General features: G+C 71.9%; 17 protein-coding genes and 1 pseudogene. 15 read left to right on the plus strand and 3 right to left on the minus strand.

Features of this window, described 5'->3' with window-relative positions; all coding sequences use genetic code 11:
* Positions 1-187 precede the first annotated feature (187 nt).
* Positions 188-1,459: a hypothetical protein gene (locus AB0912_RS11265; RefSeq protein WP_366698105.1), complete on the plus strand. Its 1,272-nt coding sequence runs from the start codon at positions 188-190 to the stop codon at positions 1,457-1,459.
* An 88-nt stretch (positions 1,460-1,547) separates the two neighbouring features.
* On the opposite strand, the gene AB0912_RS11270 is transcribed toward AB0912_RS11265, so the two are convergent.
* Positions 1,548-2,528: an ATP-binding protein gene (locus AB0912_RS11270; RefSeq protein WP_366698107.1), complete on the minus strand. Its 981-nt coding sequence runs from the start codon at positions 2,526-2,528 to the stop codon at positions 1,548-1,550.
* A gap of 101 nt (positions 2,529-2,629) precedes the next feature.
* Here AB0912_RS11270 and AB0912_RS11275 point away from each other — a divergent pair, with 101 nt between their 5' ends.
* The gene (locus AB0912_RS11275; protein ID WP_366698109.1) at positions 2,630-3,454 is read left to right on the plus strand and encodes an oxidoreductase; all 825 of its coding nucleotides are present in this window, start codon (positions 2,630-2,632) and stop codon (positions 3,452-3,454) included.
* Positions 3,455-3,912: 458 nt separating this feature from the next.
* On the opposite strand, the gene AB0912_RS11280 is transcribed toward AB0912_RS11275, so the two are convergent.
* A complete protein-coding gene (locus AB0912_RS11280; protein WP_366698111.1) occupies positions 3,913-4,746 on the minus strand; it encodes an HAD-IB family hydrolase in 834 nt (277 codons plus the stop codon).
* A gap of 571 nt (positions 4,747-5,317) precedes the next feature.
* Here AB0912_RS11280 and ssd point away from each other — a divergent pair.
* The 7 genes and pseudogenes from ssd to AB0912_RS11315 form a co-directional block, all read left to right on the plus strand.
* Positions 5,318-6,412, plus strand: a complete 1,095-nt coding sequence (ssd, locus tag AB0912_RS11285; RefSeq protein WP_366698113.1) for a septum site-determining protein Ssd — start codon at positions 5,318-5,320, stop codon at positions 6,410-6,412.
* Between the two features lie 404 nt (positions 6,413-6,816).
* A complete protein-coding gene (locus AB0912_RS11290) occupies positions 6,817-8,208 on the plus strand; it encodes a TadA family conjugal transfer-associated ATPase (protein WP_366698213.1) in 1,392 nt (463 codons plus the stop codon).
* Positions 8,195-9,070: a hypothetical protein gene (locus tag AB0912_RS11295; protein ID WP_366698115.1), complete on the plus strand. Its 876-nt coding sequence runs from the start codon at positions 8,195-8,197 to the stop codon at positions 9,068-9,070. The genes AB0912_RS11290 and AB0912_RS11295 overlap by 14 nt, the downstream gene beginning before the upstream one ends.
* Positions 9,067-9,858, plus strand: a complete 792-nt coding sequence (locus tag AB0912_RS11300) for a type II secretion system F family protein (RefSeq protein ID WP_366698117.1) — start codon at positions 9,067-9,069, stop codon at positions 9,856-9,858. The genes AB0912_RS11295 and AB0912_RS11300 overlap by 4 nt, the downstream gene beginning before the upstream one ends.
* Positions 9,859-10,023: 165 nt before the next feature.
* A complete protein-coding gene (locus AB0912_RS11305; protein ID WP_366698119.1) occupies positions 10,024-10,194 on the plus strand; it encodes a DUF4244 domain-containing protein in 171 nt (56 codons plus the stop codon).
* Positions 10,181-10,585: a TadE family type IV pilus minor pilin gene (locus tag AB0912_RS11310; RefSeq protein WP_366698121.1), complete on the plus strand. Its 405-nt coding sequence runs from the start codon at positions 10,181-10,183 to the stop codon at positions 10,583-10,585. Before AB0912_RS11305 ends, AB0912_RS11310 begins: the two co-directional genes overlap by 14 nt.
* 71 nt (positions 10,586-10,656) lie before the next feature.
* A pseudogene (locus AB0912_RS11315) lies at positions 10,657-11,004 on the plus strand (Rv3654c family TadE-like protein); the annotation flags it as partial.
* A 400-nt stretch (positions 11,005-11,404) separates the two neighbouring features.
* Here the strand turns inward: AB0912_RS11315 and AB0912_RS11320 are convergent.
* The gene (locus tag AB0912_RS11320) at positions 11,405-13,858 is read right to left on the minus strand and encodes a DEAD/DEAH box helicase (RefSeq protein ID WP_366698123.1); all 2,454 of its coding nucleotides are present in this window, start codon (positions 13,856-13,858) and stop codon (positions 11,405-11,407) included.
* 80 nt (positions 13,859-13,938) lie between these two features.
* Here AB0912_RS11320 and bldG point away from each other — a divergent pair, with 80 nt between their 5' ends.
* The 6 genes from bldG (at position 13,939) to AB0912_RS11350 (ending at position 20,811) form a co-directional block, all read left to right on the plus strand.
* A complete protein-coding gene (gene bldG, locus AB0912_RS11325; protein ID WP_028799135.1) occupies positions 13,939-14,292 on the plus strand; it encodes an anti-sigma factor antagonist BldG in 354 nt (117 codons plus the stop codon).
* A gap of 98 nt (positions 14,293-14,390) precedes the next feature.
* On the plus strand, positions 14,391-14,828 hold the full coding sequence (locus tag AB0912_RS11330; protein ID WP_366698125.1) for an ATP-binding protein: 438 nt from the start codon (positions 14,391-14,393) through the stop codon (positions 14,826-14,828).
* A gap of 350 nt (positions 14,829-15,178) precedes the next feature.
* Positions 15,179-17,587 (plus strand): sodium-translocating pyrophosphatase, encoded by a 2,409-nt coding sequence (locus AB0912_RS11335; RefSeq protein ID WP_366698127.1) that lies wholly within the window; start codon positions 15,179-15,181, stop codon positions 17,585-17,587.
* Between the two features lie 228 nt (positions 17,588-17,815).
* On the plus strand, positions 17,816-18,406 hold the full coding sequence (locus tag AB0912_RS11340; protein ID WP_366698129.1) for a small secreted protein: 591 nt from the start codon (positions 17,816-17,818) through the stop codon (positions 18,404-18,406).
* 86 nt (positions 18,407-18,492) lie between these two features.
* Positions 18,493-20,022, plus strand: a complete 1,530-nt coding sequence (locus AB0912_RS11345) for a class I SAM-dependent methyltransferase (protein WP_366698131.1) — start codon at positions 18,493-18,495, stop codon at positions 20,020-20,022.
* A 591-nt stretch (positions 20,023-20,613) separates the two neighbouring features.
* The gene (locus AB0912_RS11350; protein WP_366698133.1) at positions 20,614-20,811 is read left to right on the plus strand and encodes a hypothetical protein; all 198 of its coding nucleotides are present in this window, start codon (positions 20,614-20,616) and stop codon (positions 20,809-20,811) included.
* The last annotated feature ends 139 nt before the right edge of the window (positions 20,812-20,950 follow it).

Genomic DNA, 20,950 nt, shown 5'->3' on the forward strand with positions numbered 1-20,950 from the left:
GCAAATGGGGCAGTAAATCACTCTGTGGGGTGAAGTGGGCCTTTGGTCGGCTTGTCGTACTTATTCCTTCTCGGTTCCGTGCCACTTTGGCGGCGCTGTCGGCGCACGGCCGCAGACGACCGGCCCGCGCGCCGACTCGACGACGCCCTGACCAGGGGTGCCCGACCGAGGAAAAGGAGGGCGGAAGATGGCCGCCACCCAGAGGATCGCCGCGGGCGCGGCACTCGCCGCGGCCTGCGCCACGGCGCTCGCCGGTTGCGCGGGCGGTACCGCCCCTTCCCGGGACGCCGCCCACGCCGTGCGGAAGGCGGAGGGCGCGCCCGTCCCCAGGACCGCGGTCCGGCTGATCGGCGACGGCTCCACCTCGTACACGGGGGCGCAGCCGCATCTGCCCCGGCCCGAGCGGCTGAAGCCCGGCCAGAAGCCGCCGCAGTTCGTGGTCTTCTCCTGGGACGGCGCCGGCGAGGACAGCCAGAAGCTCTTCTCCCACTTCCGCGAGGTCTCCAAGGCGAACAACGCGACGATGACCTACTTCCTCAGCGGCGTGTACATGCTGCCCGAGGAGAAGCGCGACCTGTACCGCCCGCCCCAGCACTCGGCCGGCAGTTCGGAGATCGGCTTCAACGACCAGCGGGGCATCGAGGACACCGTGAAGCAGCTACGCGGCGCGTGGCTGGAGGGCAACGAGATCGGCACCCACTTCAACGGGCACTTCTGCGGTACGGAGGGCGGGGTCGGCCAGTGGTCGGTCGCGGACTGGAAGAGCGAGATCGCCCAGGCGAAGTCCTTCGTGAAGTCCTGGAAGACGAACACCGGCCTGAAGGCGGAGTCGGCGCTTCCCTTCGACTACGACAAGGAGCTGATCGGCGCCCGCACTCCGTGTCTGGAGGGCCGGGAGAACTTCATGAAGGCCGCCCGCCAACTGGGCTTCCGCTACGACACCAGCGGCGTCAACGACCAGCTCTGGCCGAAGAAGAAGGAGGGCCTGTGGGATCTGTCGATGCAGCTCGTGCCCTTCCCCGGCCATTCCTACGAACAGCTCACCATGGACTACAACTTCATGGTCAACCAGTCGGGCACCAAGACCCAGGGCGACCCGGACAAGCGGCAGTCCTGGGGCGACGAGATGCGTGACGGCCTGCTCCAGGGCTTCCAGCGCGCCTACGACGGCAACCGGGCGCCGCTGGTCATCGGCAACCATTTCGAGTCCTGGAACGGCGGCACCTATATGCGGGCCGTCGACGAGGTCGTCGAGCGGGTCTGCACCAAGGCCGAGGTGCGCTGCGTCTCCTTCCGGCAGCTCGCCGACTGGCTCGACGCGCAGGACCCCGCCACGCTCGCCAAGCTCCGCGGCCTCAAGGTCGGTGAGGCCCCCAAGCAAGGCTGGGCGTCCTTCCTCTCCGCGAGTCCCGCCCCGGCCCCGAAGGGTGTCCCCGGAGCGCCGGCCCTCAAGCAGTAGCGGCGCACCGGACCGGCCCCCCGGCTTCTCTCCGGAGACGCCGGGGCCGGCCGGTTTCTCGCTGGAGGAGCCGGGGCCGACCGGTCCCTCAGGCCGTGGCGAGCGGGCTCTCGCCGAGGACGAAGCCGGGGTCGACCTGCTCGGCGAGGTCCACTCCGGTCTTGGTGTTGCCCCAACTGGCCGCGTTCTTCAGGTGGAAGTGCACCATCTGGCGCGTGTACCGCTCCCAGTCGCGCAGCTCGTAGGTGGCGTCCGCGGCGGCCTTCAGGGAGTGCAGCGAGCGTTTGTTGGCCTCCTCCAGGAGCTCGAACCGGGGCGGCCGGCCCTTCTCCATGGCGCGCACCCAGTCCGAGTGCCCGACCGTGACCAGCAGGTCGTCGCCGACTTCCGCGCGGAGGAAGTCGATGTCGTCCTGGCCCTGCACCTTGTTGCCGACGACCTTGAGGGTGACGCCGAAGTCCTGGGCGTACTCCTTGTACTGGCGATAGACGGAGACCCCCTTCCGGGTCGGCTCGGCGACGAGGAACGTGATGTCGAAGCGGGTGAACAGGCCGGACGCGAAGGAGTCCGAGCCGGCCGTCATGTCGACGACCACGTACTCCCCCGGTCCGTCGACCAGGTGGTTCAGGCACAGCTCCACCGCACCGGTCTTGGAGTGGTAGCAGGCCACTCCCAGATCGGCCTCGGTGAACGGGCCGGTGACCATCAAACGGACGGTGCCGCCGTCGAGTTCCACCGGCCGCGCACAGGCGTCGTACACCGGGTTGGTCTCGCCGACCCGCAGCAGCCGGGACCCCGCGCCGGGCGGAGTGGTCTTGATCATCGTCTCGGCGGACGTGATGCGCGGATTGGTGCCGCGCAGGTAGTCCTTGATGAGGGGCAGCCGCTCACCCATCGCGGGGAGGGCCGCGGCCTCCGCCTCTTCGAGGCCGAGCGCGGGCCCCAGGTGCTGGTTGATGTCGGCGTCCACGGCGACGACCGGAGCCCCTGAGGCGGCGAGGTGGCGGACGAAGAGCGACGACAGGGTGGTCTTGCCACTGCCGCCCTTCCCGACGAAAGCAATTTTCATGTTCACCAAGAGTAGTCCGCTGATCGCGCTCGGTGGCCGCATCGCGTGAAGAAGACCACTCCTTCGTGGGGTGTGGCCGCGAGGTGCGTAGGGTCGTACTCATGAGTACGACAGGTGCGACCGCCGATCCGCTCGCGGCCCTGGCCTCGCTTCCCGGGGTGGCCGAATCCGTGGAGTCCGTCCGCAAGGCCGTGGACAGGGTCTACGGCCACCGCATCATGCGGCGTCGCAGCAACGAGATCACGTCCGAGGCGGCGCTGCGCGGTGCGCGTGGTTCGGCCGCGGTGTCCGGCGCCGACTGGGCCCTCGAAGAGGTGCGGCGGCGCACCGACTTCAGCGCGGACGACGAGGCCCGCACGGTCGGCGCGGCCCTGCGGCTGACCGCCGAGGCGGGTCAACTCCTGTCCATCTGGCGGCAGTCGCCTCTGCGGGTGCTGGCCCGGCTGCACCTGGTCGCCGCCGCGGACCAGGGGGACGACACCGGCAGGCCGCGACAGCACGGCGAGCGGGTGGACGAACCCCTGGTGGAGCTGCCGCTGCCCGACGCGGACGAGGTCGCCGGCCGGCTCGAAGGCCTGTCGCAACTGATCATCGAGGGAGGCTCGGCGCCCGCGCTGGTCACCGCGGCCGTCGTGCACGGCGAGCTGATCGCCCTGCGGCCTTTCACCTCCCGCAACGGGCTGGTCGCCCGCGCGGCCGAACGCATCGTGCTGATCGGCAGCGGTCTCGACCCGAAGGCGATCTGCCCGGTGGAGGTCGGCCACGCGGAGCTGGGCCGCGCGGCCTATCTGGCGGCGCTGGACGGCTATGTCTCCGGCACTCCGGAGGGCATGGCGGCCTGGATCGCCCACTGCGGCAAGGCGGTCGAGCTGGGTGCGCGCGAGTCCGCGGCGGTCTGCGAGGCGCTGCAACGGGGCGCGGCCTGACCCTCGGGACGTCCGCCCGGCGGGGGCGGGAAACCTCCTGAACAGGGTTGCGGCGGTACGAGTTCTCGTACCGCCGCTGGCATGTTCACCGGGTTACCAAGCGTCCTCGGATGTTGCCCATCAGGTCGGGAACTTCTGCCCGTCACCTGGTGCGGCTGGCCCGTAATCGACGGGTCGACGTCGCGTGGGTGCTCGATGTCCATGCTCGGTCCGTGGGGCCTTGTTGCGTTTGAAGGTGATCCTCGCGGATGTCCTTGGTCTCGCGGGCCGTTAACCCCTTTGTACTCCTGGTCCGAGGGAAGCGAAACCCCTGGCCGCACTTCTTTACTTTTAGGTCCAAAGGGTACGAAAGGGGGCGGGCTCGTCGGCGCGCCCGTGTGGCGCTCATCGGGACACGCGCGCATGTCGTTGGCCGAGGGCACGCGCGCGTGGCGATCGCGCCGCCTGCGCGGGCGCGTTCAGATCGCCGGGGTGCGGCGCCTGCTCGCATACCAGACGAGCCCGGCCGTGGCCGCCGCCGCTCCTATGGCAGCGGCCGCGACGAGTGCGGGACGGGGCGGTACGGACAGGTGGGGCAGCCGCTGCTTGAGGCGGACGGGGCGGTGGAAGTCCAGGATCGGCCAGGAGCGGGCGATCGCCTCGCGGCGCAGGGCGCGGTCGGGGTTCACGGCGTGCGGATGCCCGACGGACTCCAGCATCGGCACGTCGGTCGCCGAGTCGCTGTAGGCGTAGCAGCGGGAGAGGTCGTAGCCCTCGGACGCGGCCAGGTCCTTGATCGCGTCGGCCTTCGTCGGCCCGTACGCGTAGTACTCCACCTCGCCCGTGAAGCAGCCGTCCTCGCCCACGACCATGCGGGTCGCCACCACGCGGTCGGCGCCCAGCAGTTCACCGATCGGCTCGACCACCTCGGCCCCGGACGTGGACACGATCACGACGTCACGCCCGGCGGTGTGGTGCTTCTCGATGAGCGATGCCGCCTCGTCGTAGATGATCGGGTCGATGAGGTCGTGGAGCGTCTCGGCGACGATCTCCTTGACCTGCTGGACGTTCCAGCCGCGGCACATCGCCGACAGGTACTTGCGCATCCGCTCCATCTGGTCGTGGTCGGCGCCGCCCGCCAGGAACACGAACTGGATGTACGCGGTACGCAAGGCCGCCCTGCGGTTGATCAGTCCGCCTTGGTAGAACGACTTGCTGAACGTGAGCGTGCTCGACTTCGCAATGACCGTCTTGTCCAGGTCAAAGAAGGCGGCTGTACGCGGCAAGGAGTGGTTTTCCACAAGGTTGAGCATAGGGCCCGCCATTCGGCGTAAGGTGAGGCGCGTGGGTTTGCCTGAGAAGGCTCTCGGGTACACCATGGAAGTCACGGATCGTTCGCGACCGTGCTAACCCGGTCCGGCTCCTCCCCCCCCGAGTCGGCCGTGGGGACGACCCCCGCTCTCCCCCCCGGCGGGGGTCGTCGCATGTCCGGATGGGTTTTCCTCCACTTTCGCGCGGCCCCGGAGCCTCCTCTGCTCCGCTCGGGCCGCGCTTTTTCATGCCCATGATCCGTCACTGCGTGTAGTCGCGAGGCTGCTCTGTGGAAGCCGTTGATGGCTCACCGGTATGGGTGATGGCGATATTCACAGCCATCGAGTTGTCCACAGTTTTCGACCAAGATCCACATGATTTCCCGGATCGCTGCACCGTGATTCCCACGCGCTCCGCCGGCCGCCAGTTCATGACCGGTTCCGTTTGTCGGACGCGTTTGGCCGGTTCGTATCGGCCGTTCATATGGAAGCCGCTCGCCCGGTCTTCCTACGAGAGGGAATCGCGGGGTCCTGGAGGGCCCCGCGCACGAAGCAGCGAAGGGGGATGGAGATCGTGACGGGAGCCATCACACACGACCTGCCGCCCGCCGCCGAGGGGCGGCAGGACGGACCGTTGATCGTCACCGAGGATGTCGAACTGCTCGACGACCTGCTGCGCCTGTGCGCGGCGGCCGGGGCGCGGCCCGAGGTCCACCCCGGCATTCCGGAACGAAGGGACAGGTGGGAGGCGGCCCCTCTCGTCCTGGTCGGCGATGACGCCGCGCTCCGGGTGCGCGGGGCCGCCCGGAGAAGGGGGGTGGTGCTGGTCGGCCGGGATCAGGACGATTCCGGGGTCTGGCGGCGGGCCGTCGAGATCGGCGCCGACCATGTCCTGATGCTGCCGGACGGCGAGCAATGGCTCGTCGACCGCATCGCCGACGTGGCCGAAGGGGTCGGCAGGCCCGCTCTCACGGTCGGCGTCCTCGGCGGCCGCGGTGGGGCCGGCGCGTCCACGCTGGCCTGCGCGCTCGCCCTCACCTCCGCGCGGGAGGGAAGGCGCACCCTGCTGGTGGACGCGGATCCCCTCGGCGGCGGACTCGACGTACTCCTGGGCGGAGAGGCAGCCGAGGGCCTGCGCTGGCCGGCGTTCGCCGCCTCCCGGGGCCGGGTCGGCGGTGGCGCCCTGGAGGAGTCCCTGCCCGAGCTGCACGCGCTCCGGGTCCTGAGCTGGGACCGGGGTGAGGCGGTGAACATCCCGCCGCGCGCGGTGCGTGCGGTCCTGGCCGCCGCCAGACGGCGGGGCGGCGCGGTGATCGTCGATCTCCCCCGCCGCATCGACGAGGGCGTCGGCGAGATCCTCGCCCAGCTCGATGTGGGGCTCCTGGTGGTCCCGGGCGATCTGCGCGCGATCGCGGCGGCCGGCCGGATGGCGTCCGCGGCCAGCATGGTCCTGCGCGATCTGCGGGTCGCCGTGCGCGGCCCGTTCGCCCCGGGACTGGACGGACGCGAGGTCGCCCGGCTGCTGGAGCTGCCCCTGGTGGGCGAAGTACCCGAAGAAACCTCCCCGTTGGACGGCGGGCCACCCCCGGGAAGCGTGGCGCGCGGGCCGCTGGCCCGGTTCTGCACGGCGTTCTGGAAGCGGATGCCGGTCGAGGGAGGGGCCGTATGAGTCGAAGGAGGGGACGTATGAGCTGGGACGCGACCACAGGGAAGGACTGCGGAGCGGGCCTCGACGGGCGAACGGGTGCGGGACGGCGAGATCCGGGCCGGGGCTTGCCGTACGCGCGGACGGGCGCGCGGGACGGATCCGAGTACGGCTCGCCGGGGTCGGTGGGCATGCGGGACGACCTCGGGGGTCACGGACAGGGGACTTACGGGCACGGGAGTGACGGGCACGGGCACGGGCACGGGGACGGAGGTCACGGGCACGGGGACGGGGGTCACGGGCACGGCGGCCGAGCGGCGAGGCCGACGGGCGGCCCGGGCGGATCCGCCGGCTTCCGGACCGGATGGAGCGGGGCGCGGGCCGGGGACGGAAGCCGGCTCGGCCGGGCGTCCGACACCTGGTCCGGGATCGGAGGGCCGCTCGGCGGGGCGGGCGACAGGTGGCCGGGGGCCGACGGGGCTCCGGAGTTGCTGGACGGGGTGCGGCAGTGGCTCGCCGAGAGCGGTTCCGAACCGACCCCCGCGCGCGTGGCGCAAGCCCTGCGGGAACAGGGGAGGGTGCTCGGAGACGCCGAAGTGCTCGGTGCCGCCGAGCGGTTGCGGTCGGAGCTGGTCGGCAGTGGCCCGCTGGAACCGCTGCTCGCCGACCCGTTGGTCACCGACGTCCTGGTGTCGGCACCCGACCGGGTGTGGGTGGACCGGGGCGGCGGCCTGGAGCTGACGTCCGTGTCCTTCCCGGACGCGGCGGCCGTACGGCGGCTCGCGCAACGCCTGGCGGCCGTGGCGGGCCGCAGGCTCGACGACGCCCGGCCCTGGGTGGACGCCAGGCTGCCCGACGGGACACGGCTGCACGCGGTGCTGCCACCGGTGGCCGTCGGCTCGACCTGCCTCTCCCTGCGTGTCGTGCGGCCACGCGCGTTCACGCTGGACGAACTGGTCGCGGCCGGGACCGTGCCGCCCGGCGGGGACCGGGTGCTCAGAGCCTTGCTGGACGCCCGGTTGTCCTTCCTGATCAGCGGAGGCACGGGCACGGGCAAGACGACCCTGCTCAGTGCGCTGCTGGGGCTCGTGGGTCCCGGGGAGCGCATCGTGCTCGCCGAGGACTCGGCGGAGCTGCGGCCCGACCATCCGCACGTGGTGCGTCTGGAGGGGCGGCCGGCCAACCAGGAGGGAGTCGGACTCGTCGCACTCCAGGACCTGGTCCGGCAGGCCCTGCGGATGCGGCCGGACCGGCTGGTCGTCGGCGAGGTGCGCGGTCCCGAGGTCGTCTCGCTGCTGGCCGCGCTGAACACGGGCCACGAGGGCGGCTGCGGCACGGTCCACGCGAACGCGGCGGCACAGGTCCCGGCCCGGCTGGAGGCACTGGGCACCGCGGCCGGCCTCGACCGGGCCGCCCTGCACAGCCAGTTGGCGGCTGCCCTGTCCGTGGTCCTGCATCTCGTACGGGACCGGGCGGGCCGGCGCCGGATCGCCGAGGTGCATGTCCTCGAACGCGACCCGTCGGGGCTGGTGGTCACGGTGCCGGCCCTTCGGTGGGGCGAGGACGCCTTCGGCTACGAGCGCGGCTGGGAGCGGTTGCGGGGGCTGCTTCGAGGCGGCGGACAGGGCCCAGACCGGTCGGTTCGCCGTGATGTGAGCGGGGTTCACGGGCCCGAGAGCGGAAGCCAGGGCACCGAGGGAGCGACGGGAGTGCCTGCGCGAGCGGGAGGAGACGCGGACGGGACGGCGGCCGGATGCCGGGATGGGAAGACGGCGGTCGGACGCCGGGATGCGAAAGGAGAGTGGGATGGGCGTCGGTGAGACGGCGGACGTACAGGTGAGCGCGGCTCTGGTCTGCGCCGGGATCGCGGCCTGGCTGATGAGCGAACGCGGCGCCCAGGCGCGCAGGGCACGGCTGCTGTTCGCGGGCGGCGGGGGCGTGGGGACCGGCCCGCCCCATCGGGAGCGGCTTCTCGACGGCTGGGGGCGGCTGCGCGCCCGGACGCGGCCCGAAGTCTGGTCGCTGGTGGCCGGGTTGGTGGTCGCGGTGATCGGCTCCTCGGTGGTGCCGCTCCTCCTGGGGGCGGCCGGAGTGCCGCTGCTGGGACGGGCACGGCGGGCCGCGGAGGCGCGACGCGAGCGGGAGCGGCGCGGCGACGCGGTGATCGCCCTGTGCGGTGCTCTCGCCGGTGAGGTACGGGCCGGCCGGCAGCCGGGTGAGGCGCTGCTCGGCGCGGCCCGCGACTCCGACGGGCTCGGGGACGGACAGCCCGTCGTGCTGGCGGCGGCCCGGTTCGGCGGGGATGTGCCGGGCGCGCTCGCCGAGGCGGCACGGCAGCCGGGCGCCGATGGTCTGGTCGGGCTCGCCGCGTGCTGGCGGGTGGCCGTCGACCGGGGTGCGGGACTCGCGGCGGGGCTGGACCGGCTGGAGGGCGCGCTGCGTGCCGAGCGGGATCAAAGAGCGGACATGCGGGCGCAGTTGGCGGGTTCGCGCTCGACGGCCTCAATGCTCGCGGGTCTGCCGGTGCTCGGCCTCCTGCTTGGTACGGCGCTCGGCGCCGATCCGCTGCACGTGCTGCTGCACACCGGACCCGGCCTGGGCTGCCTGCTGGTCGGCGGGGTGCTGGAGGGCGTGGGCCTGTGGTGGGCGCTGCGGATCGTACGAGGGGCGGAGACGGGATGAGCGCGGACGTTGTCCACAGGCTGGGGGTGGTGGTGTGCGGGGTGCTCCTGCTCGGATCGGCGGTGCGGTGGATCGGGGCCGCGCGGCGCGAGCGGAGGACACGCGGACGGCTGGCGGTGCTGCTGGCTCTGGAAGGGCCCCCGCCGCGACGTCGTGTCGACCTGAGCGGTCTCGGCCGGCGGTGGGTGCCGGTACTGGGCGGGCTGTCCGTCGGCTGGGTCCTGGTCGGCGGTGCCGTCGGGGCTCTGGTGGGCGTGGCGGCCGGGTTCGGATTCCTCTGGTGGCGACAGCGGGCCTCGCGAAGAGCGGGCGCGGACCTGGCCGAGTACGACGAGGCCCTGGCGGTCCGGCAACTCCCGCTCGCCGCCGACCTGGTGGCCGCGTGTATCGCGGCGGGCGCGAGTCCTGTGACGGCGGCGCAGGCGGTGGGCGAGGCCTTGGGCGGGCCGGTGGGCGAGCGGCTGGCGCGGGGTGCGGCCGAGGTGCGGCTCGGCGGTGAACCGGCCGAGGCCTGGCGGAGGCTGGCGTCGATACCGGGTGCCCGTGGGCTGGCGCGCCTGCTGGAGCGGGCGGGCGACTCCGGGGTGCCGGCGGCCGTACCGGTAGGGCGGCTCGCGGCGGAGGCGCGCGCCGAGTGGGGCCGCACGGCGACGGCACGGGCACGCCGGGCGGCCGTCATGGTCACGGCGCCCGTGGGGCTGTGCTTTCTCCCCGCGTTCCTCGCGATCGGCGTGCTGCCCGTGGTGATCGGACTGGCGGGCGGGCTGCTGAAAGGGGGCGCCGGCTGACGAGGAGGTGACGACCGGCGAAGACACGTGGGCCACATCGCGTGGGCCCACGAGTAGGACCACATCACGTGGACGACATGACGAACAGGGTTCGACCTTACGGGGGTTGGAATGCGCAGGACGGTACGGGTTCTGAGGCGAGGACGTGCGCGGACGCGGGCGTGGATGCTCGCGCTGGTGGTGCGGAGGGACGCCGGAATGGTCACCTCCGAGTACGCGGTGGGGGTCATCGCGGCGGTCGCCTTCGCGGCCGTGCTCTACAAGGTGGTGACCAGCGGGCAGGTCACGGAGGAACTGCAGGGCATCGTGGGGCGGGCGCTCAATGGCCAGACGTGAACGCGGCCCACTCCCGGCCCTGTTGAGGGCGACCGGGGCCGGCCGGGACGGGGGTTTCGTGACCGCCGAGGCCGCGGTGGTCCTGCCCTCGCTGGTCCTGGTCGGGATGGCGCTGGTCTGGGCCCTGCTCGCCGCGTCCGCGCAGATCCAGTGCGTGGACGCGGCGAGGGCCGGCGCCCGGGCGGCGGCACGCCAGGACTCGCCGGAAGCGGTCGTGGCGACCGCGCGGCGGGTGGCCCCGGCGGGCGCGGACGTCACGGTGAGCCGTGAGGAGGACCTGGTCAGGGTGAGGGTCGGCGCACGGACACCGGGACCCGCGGCGCTGTCCGTGGGAGTGAGCGACGAGGCGGTGGCACTTGCGGAGGAGACGGTGGGGGTGAGCGGACCATGAGGAAGTGGAACGCCCGGCCGGTCATGTGCCGGGCACGGAGGACGAAGGAGGGTGTCAGGGGCTCGGCCCGGATGACCGCTCGGAGAGGAGCGTCGCCGGACCAGGGGTCGGCGACCGTGTGGACGGTCGGGGCGATGGCCGCGCTCTGCGTCGTGTTCGGCGCGGTGCTGGTGATGGGACACGCGGCCGTGGTGCGGCACCGGGCGGCTGGGGCCGCCGATCTGGCAGCCCTCGCGGCGGCCGGCCACTGGAGCGACGGCGGCACGGCTGCCTGCGCCCGGGCGGAGGGGGTGGCCCGGGCGCAGAACGCGCGACTCGTCCGGTGCGCGGTCGAGGGCGAGATCTCGGACGTGACGGCGGCGTCGGGGAGCGGCCCGTTCTTCGGGGCGGAGTCCAGGGCACGGGCGGGGCCGCCGGGGGCGGAGGCATTGCGGCTGCCGGGGACCGGGGCGCCGAGACCGCCGGGGGCGGGGGCACCTGCGGTGCCGGAAGAAGCGGGGCCGGTGGGTCCGGCAGAGCTGGAGAGGCCGGTGGAGCATCCGGCCTCGGAGGAGCCCGGGACCGGCGTGGGGCTGCCGGCGAGGTGGAGACCTGGGTCCGGGTGAGCGGCTGGCCTCCTGAGGGCGGTCTGGATCAGGAGGGCCCGAGCGCGGCGCGAGGTTCCCGGCGCGGAGACCTGTGCCCGGATGAGGGGCTGGCCTCCTGAGGACCGGCCCGGATCACCGGGGCCCGAGAGCTGCGGCCCCCGGCGAAAGGACGGCGAGGAGAGTGCGGCCCCCCGGCGCCGGCGCCAGCTCCGGCTCCGGCTCCGGCGCCAGTTCACTCGGTTGGCGCAGGCCGCAGGAGTTCCGTCAGGAGGCGGACGGCGCCTCGCTTGTGCAGGGGGTCGTTGCCGTTGCCGCACTTGGGGGACTGAATGCAGGAGGGGCAGCCGGCGTCGCACTCGCAGGAGGCGATGGCCTGCCGGGTGGCGGTGAGCCAGGAGCGGGCCGTGTGGAAGGCGCGCTCGGCGAATCCGGCGCCGCCCGGGTGGCCGTCGTAGACGAAGACCGTGGGGAGGAGCGTGTCGGGGTGGAGGGGGACGGAGACGCCGCCGATGTCCCAGCGGTCGCAGGTGGCGAAGAGCGGGAGCATGCCGATGGACGCGTGTTCGGCGGCGTGCAGGGCGCCCCCGAGGATCTCGGGGTTGATCCGAGCCGCGTCCAGCTGGTCCTCGGTGACCGTCCACCAGACGGCGCGCGTACGGAGGGTGCGGGGAGGGAGGTCGAGCTTCGTCTCGCCGAGCACTTCGCCGGTGATGACACGTCGGCGGAGGAAGGAGACGACCTGGTTGGTGACCTCGACGGAGCCGTAGCACAACCGGCCGTCGCCCCAGGGGACTTCGACGTCGGTTTCGAGGACGGCGATGGAGGTGGTGTCGCGGGCGACCGTCGAGTAGGGCGGGGCGGCCTCCTCCACCAGGGCGACGGAGTCCTCCAGGTCCAGTGTGCGCACCAGGTAGGTGCGGCCCTGGTGCAGGTGGACCGCGCCCTCGTGGACGGCGGTGTGCGCGGCGCCCGCGTCGACCGTGCCGAGCAGCCGCCCGGTGCCGGCCTCGACGACCTGTACCGGGGTGCCGCCCTCGCCGCGGATGTCGGTCAGGTCGGCGGCCCGTTCGCGGCGCGTCCAGTGCCAGGCCGTCGACCGGCGGCGCAACAGCTTCGCCGCCTCCAACTGCGGCAGCAGCTCGGCGGTGGCGGGGCCGAAGAGTTCGAGGTCGGCGTCGGTGAGGGGGATCTCGGCGGCGGCGGCGCACAGATGGGGGGCGAGGACGTAGGGGTTGTCGGGGTCGAGGACGGTGGATTCCACCGGTTGGTTGAACAGGGCCTCGGGATGATGGACGAGGAAGGTGTCCAGCGGGTCGTCGCGGGCGACGAGGATGGCCAGCGCGCCCTGCCCGGAGCGCCCGGCGCGGCCCGCCTGCTGCCAGAGGGAGGCGCGGGTGCCGGGGTAGCCGGCGATGACGACGGCGTCGAGGCCGGAGATGTCGACGCCGAGTTCGAGGGCGGTGGTGGCGGCGAGGCCGAGGAGTTCCCCGGAGTGCAGGGCGCGCTCCAGGGCGCGGCGTTCCTCGGGGAGATAGCCGCCGCGGTAGGCGGCGACGCGCCGGGCGAGGGAGCGGTCTATCTCGGCAAGACGTTCCTGGGCGATCACCGAGATCAGCTCGGCGCCACGCCGGGACCGTACGAAGGCGATCGAGCGCATGCCCTGGACGGTGAGGTCGGTGAGGAGATCGGCCGTCTCGGCGGTGGCGGTACGCCGGACGGGTGCACCTTTCTCGCCGTGCAGGTCGGTGAGCGGGGGCTCCCAGAGGGCGAACACCAGTTCCCCGCGAGGGGAGGCGTCGTCGGCGACCTCGACGACCGGGAGGCCGGTCAGGCGGCGGGCCGCGACGGAGGGCTCGGCGGCGGTGGCGGAGGCCAGCAGGAAGACGGGGGAGGAGCCGTAGCGGGCGCACAGGCGGCGCAGCCGGCGCAGCACCTGGGCGACGTGGGAGCCGAAGACGCCCCGGTAGGTGTGGCACTCGTCGATGACGACGTAGCGCAGGGAGCGCAGGAAGGAGGCCCAGCGGGGGTGGGAGGGCAATATGCCGCGGTGCAGCATGTCGGGGTTGGTCAGGACGTAGTTGGCGTACTGGCGCACCCACTCGCGTTCCTCGAAGGGGGTGTCGCCGTCGTACACGGCCGGGCGGATCGCATGGCCCAGCGGTTGTGAGAGTTCCTTCACCGAGCGCCGCTGATCGGCTGCGAGGGCCTTGGTGGGGGCCAGGTACAGGGCGGTGGCCCCCCGGCCGTTCGGGGCCTCGGAGCCGTCCAGGAGGGCCGTGAGGACCGGGACGAGGTAGGCCAGCGACTTGCCGGAGGCGGTGCCGGTGGAGACGATCACCGACTCGCCGTCCAGGGCGTGCTCGGCGGCCCGTGCCTGGTGGGCCCAGGGGTGTTCGATGCCCGCGGCCTGCACCGCGGCGATGACCTCGGATCGGATCCGGTCCGGCCAGACGGCATGGCGACCCGCTCGCGGGGGCAAGTGCTCCGTATGAGTGATGCGCGAAGCCCGGCTCGGCCCCGAGGCGAGCCGGTCCAGAACCGTGCTCGGCGAGGGGCGGGAAGCTGTGTCCGTCGAGGATCGATCGGATCGGTGATTCTTGGCCATCGGCATCGAGTGTGTCACTGGCGTGACGGACAATGGACTCAAGGCGTCGTGCACGCCTGCCGGTAAGTGATTGAATGCCATCGCGGCTGGCGAACCGTCCCGGGGGCTCTGCCGAGGTGTCCCATGGGGCGACCGCTCGATAGCAAGGTGCTGGAGGATCCGTGGACCTGTCCCTGTCGACTCGCAATGTGTCCGGCCCCAACGGCGACCGTACGGTCGTCGAGGTCGGCGGCGAAATCGATGTATATACCGCGCCCAAGCTGCGCGAGCAGCTCGTAGAGCTGGTGAACGACGGCAGCTTCCACCTCGTCGTCGACATGGAGGGCGTGGACTTCCTCGACTCCACCGGTCTCGGCGTGCTGGTCGGCGGCCTGAAGCGCGTCCGTGCCCACGAGGGCTCGCTGCGTCTGGTCTGCAACCAGGAGCGCATTCTGAAGATCTTCCGTATTACCGGTCTCACCAAGGTGTTCCCGATTCACACCTCGGTGGAGGAGGCGGTCAACGCGACCGACTGACCACCGGTCTCCCGGGCTCCGGCCCGGGCTCGAGAAGGGGGAGGCCGGGCCCGCCGCCCGGCCTCCTGACAGCACGCCCGTAGTTCAGAGGGGGATGCATGGCCACCGTTGAACTCCGCTTCAGCGCGCTGCCCGAGCACGTCAGGACCGCCCGACTGGTGGCGGCAGCGGTGGCGCGCAGGGCCGGAGTGGACGAGGCCGTACTCGACGAGGTCAGGCTCGCTGTCGGCGAGGCCTGTTCTCGTGCCGTCGGACTGCATCAGAGCGGCGGCATCTCGGCGCCGGTGCACGTGTCGCTGATCGAGGAGGAGAAGCAGTTCTCCATCGAGGTCGGTGACGAGGCGCCCGGTTCGGTGCCCGGTGGGGCGGCGTCCGGCGCCGCCTCCGGCGGTCCGGACGTGGAGACCGAGGAGGACGAGATGGGCCTCGCGGTCATCAGCGGTCTCGTGGACGACGTGGAAGTCATCGCCGGAGAGCACGGCGGACTCATCAGGATGAGCTGGCCCACCACGCCGCCGGCCATGGCTCTTACCTGACGACCGCCCCTCTTTTTCGTTCGACCCGAAGGGCCCTACTCGGTGGGGCCCTTCGGCATGTCCGGGGATATCCGGAGACGAAGCCGGATGGGAATCCGGACAGGGCCGGATAGGGAGCCGGGTAAGGAGCCGGACACGGGGCCGGACAGGGAGCCGGACACGGGGCCGTAGATGGATCATGCCGTGAATGCCTCAGGGGCATTACTGCATTCGGGTCCTGTGGCGCTGGGCGATCATTTGCTGAAGAGTATGTGAAGACTAATTCCGCTTACCGAGCACTGTTTTGATCAGGTTCCGGTACCTACAATCCGTCCACATCTTGAGCTCAGCCCAAGCGTCAAGGAGGACGAATGGCGGGGCTTTCTACCCCTCAGCAGTTCGACCACCCCACAACCTTCGCGGCCGCGGTCCTGACGGACGACAACCGTCTCATCGTGGTGGTCATCGCCGTCGTGGCACTGGCGGCGCTCGTGGTCGCGGGGATCTTGGTGCGCCAAGTTCTCGCGGCCGGCGAGGGCACCGACAGCATGAAGAAGATCGCGACGGCGATCCAGGAAGGGGCCAACGCCTACCTGGGACGCCAGATGCGCACGCTCGGCGTATTCGCCGCCGTGGTGTTCTTCCTGCTCATGCTGCTTCCCGCGGACGACTGGAATCAGCGCGCCGGACGTTCGATCTTCTTTCTGATCGGCGCGGCGTTCTCGGCGACCACCGGTTATATCGGTATGTGGCTCGCCGTTCGCAGCAATGTCCGCGTGGCCGCCGCCGCGCGGGAAGCGACCCCGGCGGAGGGTGAGCCCGAAAAGGATCTCACCGCGGTCTCGCACAAAGCCATGAAGATCGCTTTCCGTACCGGTGGCGTCGTCGGCATGTTCACGGTGGGGCTCGGTCTGCTGGGCGCCTCCTGCGTGGTGCTGGTGTACGCGGCCGACGCGCCGAAGGTCCTGGAGGGCTTCGGACTCGGTGCGGCGCTGATCGCCATGTTCATGCGTGTCGGCGGCGGCATCTTCACCAAGGCCGCCGACGTCGGCGCCGACCTGGTCGGCAAGGTCGAGCAGGGCATTCCGGAGGACGACCCCCGCAATGCCGCGACCATCGCCGACAACGTGGGCGACAACGTCGGCGACTGCGCGGGTATGGCAGCCGACCTCTTCGAGTCGTACGCCGTCACGCTCGTCGCCGCGCTGATCCTCGGCAAGGTGGCGTTCGGCGACGCGGGGCTCGCGTTCCCGCTGATCGTGCCCGCGATCGGCGTCGTCACGGCGATGATCGGCATCTTCGCGGTGGCGCCCCGCCGGTCCGACCGCAGTGGCATGTCCGCGATCAACCGCGGGTTCTTCATCTCCGCGGTGATCTCGCTGGTGCTGGTCGCGGTGGCCGTCTACATCTATCTGCCGGGCTCCTATGGGGACCTGGACGGTGTCACGGACGCGGCGATCAAGGCCAAGGGCGGCGATCCGCGGGTCCTCGCGGTCGTCGCCGTCGCGATCGGGATCGTACTGGCCGCGCTGATCCAGCAGTTGACCGGCTACTTCACCGAGACCAGCCGCCGTCCCGTCCGGGACATCGGCAAGAGTTCGCTGACCGGCGCGGCCACCGTCGTCCTCGCCGGCATCTCCATCGGTCTCGAATCGGCCGTCTACACCGCCCTGTTGATCGGCCTCGGCGTGTACGGGGCGTTCCTGCTCGGCGGTACGTCGATCATGCTGGCGCTGTTCGCGGTCGCGCTCGCCGGAACCGGACTGCTGACCACCGTCGGCGTCATCGTCGCGATGGACACCTTCGGGCCGGTCTCCGACAACGCGCAGGGCATCGCCGAGATGTCCGGCGACGTCGAGGGCGCGGGCGCGCAGGTGCTCACCGACCTGGACGCCGTCGGCAACACCACCAAGGCCATCACCAAGGGCATCGCCATCGCCACCGCCGTCCTCGCGGCCTCGGCCCTCTTCGGCTCGTACCGTGACGCGATCACCACGGCGGCGAGCGACGTGGGCGAGAAGGTCTCCGGGGCCGGCGCGCCGATGAACCTGATGATGGACATCTCGCAGCCCAACAACCTGGTGGGGCTCATCGCGGGCGCGGCGGTCGTCTTCCTCTTCTCGGGGCTGGCGATCAACGCGGTGTCGCGGTCCGCGGGCGCGGTGGTCTACGAGGTGCGGCGACAGTTCCGCGAGCACCCCGGGATCATGGACTACAGCGAGAAGCCCGAGTACGGGCGTGTCGTCGACATCTGCACCAAGGACGCGCTGCGCGAGCTGGCCACACCGGGACTCCTCGCGGTGCTCACGCCGATCGCCATCGGGTTCACGCTCGGCGTCGGCGCGCTCGGCTCCTTCCTCGCCGGCGCGATCGGCACCGGCACGCTCATGGCGGTCTTCCTCGCCAACTCCGGCGGCGCCTGGGACAACGCCAAGAAACTCGTCGAGGACGGCCACCACGGCGGCAAGGGCAGCGAGGCCCACGCCGCCACGGTGATCGGCGACACGGTCGGCGACCCCTTCAAGGACACCGCCGGTCCGGCGATCAACCCGCTCCTCAAGGTGATGAACCTGGTGTCCCTGCTGATCGCTCCGGCGATCGTCAAGTTCTCGTACGGCGACGACAAGAGCGTCGGCGTACGGGTGCTCATCGCGGTCCTCGCCTTCCTGGTGATCGCGGGCTCGGTCTACATGTCCAAGCGGCGCGGGATCGCGATGGGGAACGAGGAGGACGACAGCGACGGAGCCGCCAAGTCGGCCGATCCGGCGGCGGTTTCGTAGCGCACGCAGACGCTCCCGGTGCGGTACGGGCCTGAGGTCCGGGCCGGGGACGGATCAACGGGCGGGCGTACGGCGTGGGTTGACACGGCGTACGCCCGCCCTGTGTGTGTTCACTTCGGGGCCGTGAGCCTTCTCTCGCTTGGTGCAAATGGCTTCAATAAGTCTCTTAGCGGACATTCGGTGTGCTGGTGTCGCCCGCATGGCGTGTATGTTCCGGGGCCGAGAGCCATGGAAGGGACCAAACCGGTGAACAAGAAGCTCGCGGCCGCACTGTCCGGCGGTGCGGTACTGGTGCTCGCGCTGTCGGGATGCGGCGGCGACGACGGCAACGACAAGCTGGACGCCTGGGCCAAGCAGGTCTGTGACGGCGTGAAGCCGCAGGCGCGGAAGATCGAGGCCGCGAACGCCGCGATCCAGAAGCAGACCTCGGACAACAGCGCGCCGGAAGCCGTCCAGAAGACGGACGCACAGGCCTTCCAGGACATGTCCGACGCCTACAAGGCGATCGGCACCGCGGTCGACAACGCGGGAGCGCCGGACGTCGAGGACGGCAAGACGAAGCAGACCAACGCCGTCAAGGAACTCAACGGCATCTCGGCGTCCTACGCCGACCTGAAGAAGCAGGTCGACAAGCTCAACACCAAGGACCAGGCGAAGTTCGCCGACGGTCTCAAGGACGTCGCGACCCAGCTCGAAAAGCTGAGCCGGAGCGGGAACGACGCGCTGAAGAAACTGGAGGAGGGCGACGTGGGCAAGGCGATGGCCCAGCAGGAGAGCTGCAAGTCGGCCTCGGGGAGCCCGGCGGTCACCAAGGGCTGAGCCCCCGGCGGAGTTGTCCACAGGCGTCGGCGGGGCGTTGTCCACAGGTGTGGGTGCCCGCCGACGGCAGCGGACACAATGGAGGCGTGAGTCACAGCAGCCTGTCACCCTTGCCCTCGTCCGACCGCTCCGACGTCGCCGCCCGGCTCCGGAGCGCCCTGCTCGACGCCTCCTTCACCGCCGACGGACTCCTCGACCTGCTCGGCGCCCCCGCCTACGCGGCCCTGGCGCGCAGCGAGACCGTGCCCGCCCTCCGGGCGACGCGGGGCGACACACCGCTGGAGAAGCTGGTCAGACTGTTCCTGCTCCAGCAGCCCGTGCCGCACGCCCGCCTGTCCGGCGTGCTGCCCGTCGAGGACGCCGTCGAGAGCGGCTGGCTGACCCGGGCCGGCGAGGACGAGGTCGCCGCGGCCGTCGACATCCGCCCCTACGGCGGGCCCGACGGCGAGGACTGGTTCATCGTCTCGGACCTCGGCTGCGCCGTCGGGGGCGCCGGTGGCATCGGCAGCCGGGAGGAAGGGGTCGTGCTCGGTGTGGGCGGCGCCTCCACGACGCTGGCCGGCCTCACCGTGCGCACGCCCGTCGAGTCCGCGCTCGACCTCGGCACCGGCTCCGGGATCCAGGCCCTGCACCTCGCCCAGCACGCCACGCGGGTCACGGCGACCGACCTGAACCCCCGCGCGCTGCACATCACCGCGCTCACCCTCGCCCTCTCCGGCGCCCCCGCCGCCGACCTGCGCGAGGGCTCCCTCTTCGGGCCCGTCCACACCGACGAGACGTACGACCTGATCGTGTCCAACCCGCCGTTCGTGATCTCGCCCGGCGCCCGGCTCACGTATCGCGACGGGGGCATGGCCGGGGACGATCTGTGCCGCACGCTCGTTCAGGAGGCGGGGGACCGGCTGAACGAAGGGGGGTACGCCCAGTTCCTCGCCAACTGGCAGCACGTGGAGGGTGAGGACTGGCAGGACCGGCTGCGCTCCTGGGTGCCGCGTGGCTGCGACGCCTGGATCGTGCAGCGCGAGGTCCAGGACGTCACGCAGTACGCGGAGTTGTGGCTGCGCGACGCCGGTGACCACCACGCCGACCCGGCGGAGTACCAGGCGCGCTACGACGCCTGGCTCGACGAGTTCGAGACGCGCAAGGTCAAGGCCGTCGGCTTCGGCTGGATCACCCTGCGCAGAACGTCCGCCGCCGAGCCGTCGATCACCGTAGAGGAGTGGCCGCATCCGGTGGAGCAGCCGCTCGGCGAGACCGTGCGCGCCCACTTCGAGCGGGTCGACTATCTGCGCGAGCACGACGACGCGGGCTTGCTCGCCGGGCACTTCAGACTCGTGACGGAGGTCGTGCAGGAGCAGGTCGGGCTGCCCGGCGCCGAGGACCCGGAGCACGTGGTGCTGCGCCAGCACCGGGGGATGCGCAGAGCCACCAAGGTGGACACGGTCGGCGCGGGTTTCGCGGGCGTGTGCGACGGCACGCTCAGCGCCGGCCGGATCCTCGACGCCATCGCCCAACTGGTCGGCGAGGACCCGGTGTTGCTCCGCGACCGGACGCCCGCGCAGATCCGGCTGCTGGTGGAGCAGGGGTTCCTGGAGCCGACCGGGCAGCGGGACTGAGACGGGGTACGGCTGTCGGGGCGGGGGTGTTGGACGCCGGGTCCTGGCGCGCCTGCCCCAGGACCGGCACGCCTGCCCGCCGGGACGCCCCCGCCCAGGGCGCGGAACCGGCCAACCTCCTGACCCCGACGGGCTCCCCCCGGCCGACGGACTCCCCCCGGCGATGGACTCCGCGCCCCCGCCGGGTTCCCCTCCCCGGCAGGCTCCCCTCCCCGACGGAGGAGTCCCGCCGGCTGGAGCGGCCACCCCGCGCCTCCCGGGGCCCTGCGGTGCCGCTCGTCACCGGTCGCCCTCTCACCAGGGCGGGGACAGCGGCGCGGGCCGGTACGCGAGCACGGCTCGTGAGGCTGGCAACGCCTGCGCCGGGCCGGGATGCGGGACCGGCTCACCAGGACGGGGACGCCGACGTGGGCCGGTATGCGAGCACCGCTCACCAGGGCGGGGGTGCCGGCGCGGGCGGGGCGGAAGCACGGCTCGCCCGGGTCGGGCGGTCGCCCCGCGTTCACCGGGGGTTCGCTCCCGCGCCGCCGGGGCGTGTCAGCCTCCCGAGTCCGGGCTCGGCGTCCGGGCTCGGGGCGGAGGGGCGGAACCATGGAAAGCGGACCGGCGATCTTCACGGGGGCGGTGTTCGCCCTGTTCGGGGCCGGGCTGCTCGCCTGGACCGGAATCCGGGTGCGGCACGGCGAGCCGGTGGCCCACGGTGTGAACCGCGTCGCATCGGCGGCCCTCGCCACCCTCGTCGGAGCGGCTGCCCTCGTGGTCGGAATGTGGTGCTTCACCCGCCTCTGAGGGACCCCCTCACGCGCGAGGGGAAACGCGCGCGAGGAGCCCGGCTCCGGTAACTGGGAAGTTACGCTCCGGATAGGCCCGAAAGAGCTGGTCGGCACTCCGGGCGGCAGGAATGGCGGTAGTCGGGTTACCGTTCGAG

This window comes from Streptomyces sp. NPDC007084 (assembly GCF_040703595.1).
Classification (GTDB): domain Bacteria; phylum Actinomycetota; class Actinomycetes; order Streptomycetales; family Streptomycetaceae; genus Streptomyces.